The 9,071-nt window shown below is 61.2% G+C and carries 10 protein-coding genes and 1 pseudogene; 3 read left to right on the top strand and 8 right to left on the bottom strand.

Features of this window, described 5'->3' with window-relative positions; translation table 11 throughout:
* Window positions 1-651 (top strand): alpha/beta hydrolase (locus VL202_RS18155; protein ID WP_325465487.1); only part of this gene is annotated, 651 nt, incomplete at its 5' end.
* On the opposite strand, the gene msrA is transcribed toward VL202_RS18155, so the two are convergent.
* Window positions 652-1,296 (bottom strand): peptide-methionine (S)-S-oxide reductase MsrA, encoded by a 645-nt coding sequence (msrA, locus tag VL202_RS18150; RefSeq protein WP_325465489.1) that lies wholly within the window; start codon window positions 1,294-1,296, stop codon window positions 652-654.
* 323 nt (window positions 1,297-1,619) lie between these two features.
* On the opposite strand from msrA, the gene VL202_RS18145 reads away from it, so the two are divergent.
* Window positions 1,620-2,021 (top strand): ACT domain-containing protein, encoded by a 402-nt coding sequence (locus VL202_RS18145; protein WP_325465486.1) that lies wholly within the window; start codon window positions 1,620-1,622, stop codon window positions 2,019-2,021.
* A gap of 6 nt (window positions 2,022-2,027) precedes the next feature.
* Here VL202_RS18145 and VL202_RS18140 read toward each other — a convergent pair whose 3' ends face one another.
* Window positions 2,028-4,028 (bottom strand): CocE/NonD family hydrolase, encoded by a 2,001-nt coding sequence (locus tag VL202_RS18140; protein WP_325465485.1) that lies wholly within the window; start codon window positions 4,026-4,028, stop codon window positions 2,028-2,030.
* 65 nt (window positions 4,029-4,093) lie between these two features.
* Between VL202_RS18140 and VL202_RS18135 the strand changes: the two genes are divergently transcribed.
* The gene (locus tag VL202_RS18135; protein WP_325465484.1) at window positions 4,094-4,438 is read left to right on the top strand and encodes a PAAR domain-containing protein; all 345 of its coding nucleotides are present in this window, start codon (window positions 4,094-4,096) and stop codon (window positions 4,436-4,438) included.
* A 5-nt stretch (window positions 4,439-4,443) separates the two neighbouring features.
* Here VL202_RS18135 and VL202_RS18130 read toward each other — a convergent pair whose 3' ends face one another.
* From VL202_RS18130 to VL202_RS18105, 6 genes and pseudogenes are all read right to left on the bottom strand, one after another.
* Window positions 4,444-4,884, bottom strand: coding sequence for a PIN domain-containing protein (locus tag VL202_RS18130; protein WP_325465483.1), 441 nt, complete (start codon window positions 4,882-4,884; stop codon window positions 4,444-4,446).
* Window positions 4,884-5,132, bottom strand: a complete 249-nt coding sequence (locus VL202_RS18125) for a type II toxin-antitoxin system Phd/YefM family antitoxin (RefSeq protein WP_325465482.1) — start codon at window positions 5,130-5,132, stop codon at window positions 4,884-4,886. Before VL202_RS18125 ends, VL202_RS18130 begins: the two co-directional genes overlap by 1 nt.
* A gap of 55 nt (window positions 5,133-5,187) precedes the next feature.
* Window positions 5,188-6,837 carry an ABC transporter ATP-binding protein gene (locus tag VL202_RS18120; protein ID WP_325465481.1) on the bottom strand — a complete coding sequence of 550 codons (1,650 nt, stop codon included), beginning with the start codon at window positions 6,835-6,837 and terminating at the stop codon, window positions 5,188-5,190.
* Entirely contained in the window at window positions 6,830-7,657 is an 828-nt protein-coding gene (locus tag VL202_RS18115; RefSeq protein WP_325465480.1) for an ABC transporter permease, read from the bottom strand. The genes VL202_RS18120 and VL202_RS18115 overlap by 8 nt, the downstream gene beginning before the upstream one ends.
* Complete coding sequence (locus VL202_RS18110) at window positions 7,654-8,763, bottom strand: ABC transporter permease (protein WP_414692890.1); 1,110 nt, start codon at window positions 8,761-8,763, stop codon at window positions 7,654-7,656. Before VL202_RS18110 ends, VL202_RS18115 begins: the two co-directional genes overlap by 4 nt.
* Window positions 8,763-9,071, bottom strand: a pseudogene (locus tag VL202_RS18105) (peptide ABC transporter substrate-binding protein); the annotation flags it as partial. The gene VL202_RS18110 and the pseudogene VL202_RS18105, both read right to left, overlap by 1 nt.

The raw sequence follows: 9,071 nt of genomic DNA, 5'->3' as shown, positions 1-9,071 counted from the left end.
TTTGTCGTCGGGTCGCTTGAGAGCCATGACGCGATCTGCGCCGAGATCGCCAATGCGGCAAAAGTCGAGCTGGTCTCGGTCGATTATCGCCTTGCGCCGGAGAATGTCTGGCCGGCGGCGTTCGACGATTGTTTCGAGGTTCTGCAATCGCTTCTGGCCGATGGTCGGCCGTTGATCGTTGCGGGCGACAGTGCCGGCGGCAACCTGGCAGCGGGCATGGTGCTGAAGGCGCGAGCCGAAAAGCTCGGCGGCATCGTCGGGCAGGTCTTGATCTATCCGGGTCTTGGCGGTGACCTTGTCTCCGGTTCCTATGCGGAGATGGCTGATGCACCAGGGCTTTCCACCGCCGATGTCGCCTATTATCGCGAGGTGCTGAAAGCACCGTCCGACAATACCTTCGCGCATCCGTTGAAGGCGGATTATTTTTCCGGCTTGCCGCCGGCCTACATTACATCAGCGCATTTCGATCCGTTGCGAGACGATGCGGCACGCTATGCCCAGCGGCTGATCGCTGATGGCGTCAATGCCACCTATCGTGACGAACCGCAGATGATTCATGCATGGTTGCGCGCCCGTCACATGAGCGAGGGCGCGCGGGAAGGTTTCTCACATCTTTGCCGGGGTGTCAGCGCCCTTGCGGGAACGCTCTGATCAGCCCTTGGCCTTCAGCACCAGAACCGGGTCTGCACTGAAGTTCGTCGGGAACAGAGCCTTGAGGTTCTCGATCTTCGGCATGTCATTGTAGACGATGTAGGGATAGGTCGGGTTCAGCGTCAGGAAATCCTGGTGATATTCCTCGGCCGGATAGAACGCGGTGATGTCCGATACCTTGGTCACAACCGGTTCGCCGTAAACCTGCGCCTTGTCGAGCTGGGCGATGTAGCTTTGCGCAATCTTCTTCTGTTCTTGGTTGGTCGTGAAGATCTCCGAGCGGTACTGCGTGCCGTGGTCCGGCCCCTGGTAGTTCAGTTGGGTCGGATTGTGGGCCACGGAGAAATAGATCTGCAGCAGCTGGCCGTAGGTGACCATCTTCGGATTGTAGGTGACTTCGACGGCCTCAGCATGGCCAGTATCGCCGCCGCTGACGGTCTCGTAGACAGCCGTGTCCTTGGTGCCGCCGGAATAACCGGAGACGGCGTTCTTGACACCCTTGACATGCTGGAACACGCCCTGCACGCCCCAGAAGCAGCCGCCGGCAAAGACCGCTTTTTCCGTGGTCGCTGTTGCCGCTTCGTCGATCGCCGGTGGCGGGATGACGACCGCTTCTTCGGCGGCATTGCTGAAACTCGATGACATGGCGAAAGTAACGGCTGCCAGCGCCGTTACGCCGATCAGGCCAAGACCGACGCGTCGCTGTGCCGGGGATCGACTTGTCGAGAATGCAAACATGGCATTTCCTCCTTCGGAATGGTCTGCGCTTGAGATATGAACCATGCGCAGGGTTTTCAAATCAGCAGCATAGCAGCGACATTCGCCGATGCTTTATGAGCGAACTGTGGTCAAAGCGGCTGCGCCGGTCAAATCCCAAATATGTGCGTCACGCCAAAGTGAGAGGCCGGCAGACTGGGCGCACGCCAGCGTGATGACAGCGTGTCCGAGCCGGCGCAGGAGAAAACAGAATGACAGGAATCACCGATCTCGCGACCCTGCTGCGACAGATGCAACCCGCTCTGCGACCGAGGGAACATGTCTATTGCCTGGCCGGGAACGACGATCCGGCAGCCTCGCTGGCGCTTTCGCCGCTGGGTTTCTTCCGGGAGGAGGAGGGCTTGACATTGATCCTGGAGCGGGCAACGGCCGACGCGGCTGGACTTGCCTATGGCCCGGTCCTGCGCTGCATCACGCTGACGGTGCATTCGGCACTGGAGGCGGTGGGGTTGACGGCGGCGGTATCCGCCGCGCTGACGCGGCATGGCATCAGCGCCAATGTGGTCGCGGCCTATCACCACGACCACATCTTCGTGCCGGCTGACGATGCTGAACGGGCCCTGCTGGCCTTGAAGGAAGCCGTGCCCTCCTGAACATTTTTACATGAAGTCGCGGGCAACTCGCTTTTCGAAGGTTTTTTCGAAAACCTGCACATCATCCTCGAACGCCGTGACAGATGCCGAGGTCAGCCATTCGGTGGCGGTGCAGGCAATCCGCGACACCGACACCGTCTTCACCGACCACCCGTCGCGCCGGGCGATGCAGGTCCAGGTGGACATGCCGGTCATCGACAGCGGATCGTGTTCCGCGATCGTCCAAGTTTCGTCGCGGATGTCCCTCGTTGCAAAGCCTGTATCCGGATGCTCGGACAGGCCGCCATCCTCATAGATATGATAATGGGTCTTGCCCGCCGTCAGATCGCGCTCGACACGGCGGCTGGTCTTGCCGGCCGCATGCTCGATATATTTCGGCAGCGGATCGGGATTGGCCGGTTCCGGCAGGGTGATCACCCGGTGGTCTCCGAGTTTCGGCAGTGCGAGGCCGAGCGAGGCGAGATCAAGCGTCAGTTCCGGATCGAAAGGCGCGGGCAGTACCATAGGCCAACAGGCGGTCGAGAGGGACAGCCGGATACGGTGGCCAGGTCCGAAACGGTAGCCGCAGGCATCGAGGACGAGACGCACCGGGGTCTTTTCGCCTTTCACCATCGGTTTCGGCTCGGCATTGCCGTGGCGATGGGCGAGATTGAGGACGCCGAAGGTGACACGGGTCGCCGTGCCGTCCGGGTGAACATCGACCAGCCGCGCCACGAGATTGGCCCAGTCGGTATCGCAGGCGAGTTCCAGCGTCAGGACCGGCTGGCCGAGGTAATCGACGGCCTCCGTGAGCGGTGCCGTTTGGAACGTGAGCGAACCGGCATCGTCGACACGTTGGTCGCCCGCCATCTCCGCGTCCGGCTTCAACGTGAACCATTCGCCGGATGCCGTGCCGGTGTCGAGTGGGGATTTCAGGACGGTATTGTGATCATGGGCGCCGGCGATCGGCATGCCTTCATTGAGGCTGCCGAACTGGTCGATATAGAAGCACTGCATGTCCGGCGCGGTCCAGGTATCCTTGGCGATCCAGAAGCCGGGCTCGACATTGCGGCGGAGCGCCGGCTTCGGACCATCGAGAATGAAGGCGCGCATCTGCGGCAGGGCTTCAACGCCGGTTTCCTCGTCGCGCAGCCAGTGGTTCCACCAGGCGATCGCCTCGCCGTGAAAGTCCGCACGAGGCTTCGGCCAGGCGAAATGCGGATATTTGTGTACCCAGGGGCCGATCAGGGCTTTGACCTTGCCGCCCAGGCCTTCGGCGGCTTTCATCGGCGTATTGCGGTATCCGTCGGCCCAGCCGGCGATGACCATGGCCGGAACCGGAAAACCGTCGAAATCCTCGCAGATGGAGCCGTGTTTCCAGAAGGTGTCACGGCGCTGGTGTTCCAGCCATTCCTCCATGAAGAAGGGCTCGTTTTCCAGCCGTTCCAGCCACATGGCTTTCCATTTATCGCCGACAATGGCCGGGTCGGGTGAGCGCGAGGAATAGGCGAGCATGGTCGCAGCCCAGGAAAGCTGGGCGGATAGATGCGTGCCGTTCTTGTAGTGGATGTCGTCATTGTAACGGTCGACGGTGGAGGCGATCGAAATGACCGCTTTCAGCGCCGGCGGCTTGAGGGCGGCGACCTGCAGGCAGTTGAAGCCACCCCAGGAAATGCCCATCATGCCGACATTGCCGTTCGACCAGGGCTGGGCTGCGATCCAGGCGATGACGTCGCAGCCATCGGCCAGTTCACGCGGCGTATATTCGCCATCGATGACGCCATCGGATTCGCCGCAGCCGCGGATATCGACGCGCACGCCGGCAATGCCCGCGGCGGCAAAGACCGGATAGGTGGATTCGTCGCGCGGGCTGGTGCCGTCACCCTTGCGGTAAGGCAGGTATTCGAACACCGTCGGGACGGGCCTGGTCTCCGCTCCCTCCGGCATCCAGATGCGGGCGGCAAGCCGCACTCCATCCTTGAGGATGATCCATTCGTTTTCGATGACGGTGAAATTGCCTGTGGTCATGTCCTGTACTTTTCTGCATGCTGTTTGTGCACCGGCCTTTAAGACGCGAATGCGGGAGGATGATGATGTCAGCGAGAAGTGTGTCCGTCAGCCTCTGGATTCTGGCCTGTTGCGTCGCTCCGGTGTCTGCACAAGATGCTTGGCCGCTGCCGGCCTGCGCGCTGTCCGGCGCCACCAGCGTGATGATCGGCGGACAGCCGGCGCTGCGGATGTCCGATGTCGTCAACTGCCCGCCAGAACTCTACGAGATCGTCCCGAGCATTTTCATCGAGGGCCAGCCGATCGTGCATTTCCGCTCCGGCGCGGCTGCGAAAGGTGACTGCACCGCCAAGGGGGAACCGTCCGTCATGCTGGAGGGGGAGGCCGCCCAGCGCACGGGTGATGTGGCCTGCACGGAAAAGTCTGACTGACACATTCATGGCAGATCCTTATCGGGATTGATGAACGGCACTCCGAAAAATTCGAAATGTCGTGAGTTCCGCGTAAGCACCTGCAAATGCCTTGAATGTGCGATCGCAGCGATGGCAGCATCCTCAAAATCAGGCATGCCACCGGCTCCATATGCTTTGTCCAGCAATTTTCCGATAAGACGGGCCGAGCCTACATCCAGCGGCAATATGCGGTCGGCATAGGCATGCAACACAGTATCCAGCCAGAGCGACAGATCTTCCGCTTTTTTTGATGCGCGCTGTCTCCGTGCTTTTGCAATGCCGGCCTCGATTTCCGCGACCGAAACTGTGCATAGATACAAGCTGTCCGATTGTTGCACGAGCCAGTCGCGAATCCTGATCGCCTGATCCGCCGGATTTTTACCGAGAAGCAAAGTCGCAACGATGTTGGTATCCAACAGATACATCAGAATTGCGGGTCATGCAGCGAACGCGCGGGACTTCGTTCCGGTAAATCAGCTTCTTCCAAGGGAGAGTTCGCCAAAAGCCATCCGAAACTCGGAACAGCTTTTGACAGCCGCTCGAACTCCTGAAACGAAATGACGACCGCTTCCTTGCGACCATGCCGGGTGATGATTGCGCCGTTACCGTTCATTGCGTCGTCGATCACCGCGGAGAGCTTTGCCTTGGCGTCCTTCAGCTGAATCTCGTTCATCGAAATCTCCACCATATGACTACAGTAGTCATATTGAGCCTTCCGAGGTCCATCGTCAATTTCCCGCACTTTCCATGCGCCGGGTCTTCAGCACCTTTTCCAGCCAGCCGAGTTCCATCTCCGGAACCGATTTAAGGAGCAGGTCGGTATAGTCGTCGAACGGTGGCGATAGCACGCGGGATTTTGGACCGAAGCGCACCAGCCTGCCGCGATGCATGACGGCGACCGAGTCGGCGATGGCCCGGACAATCGCGATGTCGTGGGTGATAAAGACATAGGAAACAGCGGTTTCCTCCTGAAGCTTGAGAAGCAGATTCAGGATTCCTTCCGCCACCAGCGGGTCGAGCGCGGAGGTCGGTTCGTCGCACAGGATCAGTTCCGGCTTTGCGGCAAGCGCCCGGGCGATCGCGACGCGCTGCTTCTGGCCGCCCGACAATTCCGCCGGATAGCGGTCGAGGAAACGGCCGCCCATCTCGATCTGTTCCAGCAATTCCTTCACCCGCTCAGTCTTCTTCGCCCCGTGCAGGCCATAGTAGAAGGAGATCGGCCGGCCGATAATGTCGCGCACCGTCTGGCGCGGGTTCATCGCCGTGTCGGCCATCTGGTAGATCATCTGGACGCGGCGCAGTTCTTCCTTGCTGCGTCCGCTCAGCGCTTTCGGCAGTTCCCTGCCGTCGAAGGTGATCGTGCCTTCGGACGGCGGTAGAAGGCCGGTGATGACGCGGGCGAGCGTCGATTTGCCCGAGCCGCTTTCACCGACAATCGCCAGCGTCTGGCCTTTCGGCAAATGCATCGAAACGTCATGCAATACCTTGAAGCCGTTGGCATAGCCGGCGCTGACATGGTCGATCTTCAGGAGCGTGTTGCTCTGGTCCTTGGCTTCCTCGCGCTTGGTCTGGCGGACGCTGACGAGCGCGCGGGTGTAATCCTCCCGCGGTGCCTCGATGATCTGTTGCGTCGTGCCATATTCGATCGTCTTGCCGTGGCGCAGCACCATGATGTCGTCGGAGATCTGGGCAACGACGGCGAGGTCATGGGTGATGTAGAGGGCAGCCGTGTGCGTCTCCTCGATCGCGTGCTTGATCGCGGCAAGCACGTCGATCTGGGTGGTGACGTCAAGCGCCGTCGTCGGTTCGTCGAAGACGATCAGTTCCGGGTTCGGGCACAGCGCCATTGCCGTCATCGCCCTTTGCAACTGGCCGCCGGAGACCTGATGCGGGTAACGCTGGCCGAACGTTTCGGGATTGGGAAGGCCTAATACCCTGAACAAATAAAGCGCGCGCTTTTCCGCTTCCTCACGGCTCATGATCTTGTGGCGCAGCGCCGCCTCGATCACCTGTTCACCGAGCTTGTGGGCCGGGTTGAAGGCGGCGGCGGCCGATTGCGCGACGTAACAGACCTTGCAGCCGCGAATGGTGCGAATACCGTCTCGGCCGAGCGTCAGGATGTCATTGCCGTTGAGCAGGACCTGACCGCCCGTGATCTTGGCGCCGCCGCGGCCATAGGCGAGGGCGGAGAGGCCGATGGTCGACTTGCCGGCGCCGCTTTCGCCGATCAGGCCGAGCACCTTGCCCTTTTGTACGTCGAAGGAAACGTTTTCCACCAGGGTCACCGTTTTCGGCGGCTCTCCCGGCGGGTAGCTCGTCGCCTCGATCTTCAGGTTTTTGACGGAAAGCAAATCACCCTTATGCAGAGATTCAGGCATCGCCGCGTCCTCCCTTGAGACTCGAGGTCCGTTTCATCAGCCAGTCGACGACGAGGTTGACGCAGATCGCCAGGCCGGCAATCGCTCCGCCCGGTACAAGGGCTGCCGAGATGCCGAAGATAATGCCGTCCTTGTTGTCCTTGACCATGCCGCCCCAGTCGGCGGCCGGCGGCTGGATGCCGAGGCCGAGAAAGGATAGGGTGGACAAAAACAGGATCGAGAAGGCGAACCGCAGCCCGAATTCGGCAAGCAGCGGCGACAGCGTGTTGGGCAGGATCTCGCGAAAAATGATCCAGCGCGTGCCTTCACCGCGCAGCCTTGCGGCTTCCACGAATTCCATCACCGCGACGTCGAGCGCCACCGCTCGGCCGATACGGAACACACGGGTCGAGTCGAGAATGGCCATGACCAGGATCAGGATCCAGAGTTGCTGCGGCAGGACGGCGAGAACGACGAGCGCGAAGATCAGCGTCGGGATCGCCATCATCAGGTCATTGAAGCGCGAGAACAACTGATCGATAAAGCCGCCGGTGACGGCTGCTGTGAACGACAGCAGCATACCGAGCGAAAAGGAAATGAACGTCGCGGCGAGCGCCACGAAGATCGTCGTTCTCGCGCCGTAGATCAGGCGGGAGAGCAGGTCGCGGCCGAGATTGTCGGTGCCGAGCACAAAGTCGCCGCCCATCGGCAACCAGATATCGCCGACGACCGTGCGTTCGCCATAGGGGGCGATGAAGGGGGCGAAGAGGGCGCAGAACAGCGCGAGCGCGATGCCGATGATGCCGATCCAGGCACTGAGGGGAATGGAGCGCAGGTTCACCGTGGATGCCTCAATCTCGGATTGGCGATGATGGCCAGAATGTCCGCCGCCATGTTGAGGAAGATGTAGAAGGCGGCGAAGATCAGGCCGCAGGCCTGCACCACCGGCATGTCGCGCACAGTGACCGCATCGACCATGTACTGACCCATGCCCGGATAGACGAACACCACTTCCACGACGACGACGCCGACCACGAGATAGGCGAGGTTGAGCGCGATGACGTTGATGACCGGTGCGACCGCGTTTGGCGCGGCATGCCGGGCAATGATGCGGAAGGCGCCGAGCCCCTTCAGTTCCGCCGTCTCGACATAGGCCGAGGACATGACGTTGAGGATGGCGGCGCGGGTCATGCGCATCATGTGGGCGAGAACGACCAGAACCAGCGTTGCCACCGGCAGCGCGATGGCCGACAGGCGTTCGCCAAAGCCCATGCTGTCATAGACCGTGGCCGGGAAGGTTGCGACGCCAAGCTGCACCGCGAAGAACAGGATCAGGAGGTAACCGATGAAGAACTCGGGCAGGGAGATCGCTGCGAGCGAGACGACGTTGATGATCTTGTCCGGTAACCGGTTTCGATATTGCACGGCGAGCATGCCGAGCCCAACCGCCAGTGGAACGGAGATGATCGCGGCGAAGAAGGCGAGAAACAGGGAGTTTCCGAGCCGCTTGCCGATCTGCTCGCTGACGGAATTCTTGCTGGCCCAGGATTTGCCGAAATCGCCCTTCACGGCACCGCTGAGCCAGGTGACGTAGCGTTCGGCCAACGGTCGGTCGAGACCGAGGTCCTTGCGGATGTTTTCCACGGCCTGTGGCGTTGCCGATTGACCGAGATAGGTCGTGGCGAAATCGCCGGGCAGGGCTTCCACGCCGCCGAAGATCATCAGCGACACGGCAAAGAGGAGACCAACGCTCAAGCCGAGGCGCTGGACGATGAGGGCCGCCAGGGGACGGCGCAGGGTGAAGCGGCGCCAGAAGGTACCGGTGACCTTGCCGCCTGCAGGCAGGGTGGTCGTGCCGGATAGGGTTGCGGGCTGCGGGAGGCCTTCGCCTCCCGCAGCCGTACCCGTTGTCAGCGCCGGACCCGTATCAGGTCCGAGCGCGGCCATCAGGCGTCGAGCCAGACGCGGGTCGCGACATAGCCGTTGGACATATCGTTGCCGATATCGTGGACATAGCCCTTCACCTGCTTGGTGGAAGCGTTCACGAAATCGTTGAACATCGGCAGGATCAGGCCGCCTTCGTCGCGGACCATCATGGCCATCGAGCGATACATTTCCTTGCGCTTGGCCTCGTCGAGTTCCGAGCGGGCTTCGAGCAGGACCTTGTCGAAGTCGGGGCGCAGGAAGCGCGTATCGTTCCAGTCCGCCGTCGACAGATACGCCGTCGAGTACATCTGGTCCTGGGTCGGGCGACA

The sequence above is a fragment of the Pararhizobium sp. genome, assembly GCF_035497515.1.
Taxonomy (GTDB): domain Bacteria; phylum Pseudomonadota; class Alphaproteobacteria; order Rhizobiales; family Rhizobiaceae; genus Pararhizobium.
This window is presented reverse-complemented; position numbering and strand designations above follow the sequence as displayed.

Coding starts and splice junctions, on each gene's coding strand:
- VL202_RS18130 (WP_325465483.1), bottom strand. CDS start 4,884: ATGTATCTGTTGGATACCAACATCGTTGCGACTTTGCTTCTCGGTAAA.
- VL202_RS18135 (WP_325465484.1), top strand. CDS start 4,094: ATGTCAGCGAGAAGTGTGTCCGTCAGCCTCTGGATTCTGGCCTGTTGC.
- VL202_RS18145 (WP_325465486.1), top strand. CDS start 1,620: ATGACAGGAATCACCGATCTCGCGACCCTGCTGCGACAGATGCAACCC.
- msrA (WP_325465489.1), bottom strand. CDS start 1,296: ATGTCATCGAGTTTCAGCAATGCCGCCGAAGAAGCGGTCGTCATCCCG.
- VL202_RS18110 (WP_414692890.1), bottom strand. CDS start 8,763: ATGGCCGCGCTCGGACCTGATACGGGTCCGGCGCTGACAACGGGTACG.
- VL202_RS18120 (WP_325465481.1), bottom strand. CDS start 6,837: ATGCCTGAATCTCTGCATAAGGGTGATTTGCTTTCCGTCAAAAACCTG.
- VL202_RS18125 (WP_325465482.1), bottom strand. CDS start 5,132: ATGAACGAGATTCAGCTGAAGGACGCCAAGGCAAAGCTCTCCGCGGTG.
- VL202_RS18140 (WP_325465485.1), bottom strand. CDS start 4,028: ATGACCACAGGCAATTTCACCGTCATCGAAAACGAATGGATCATCCTC.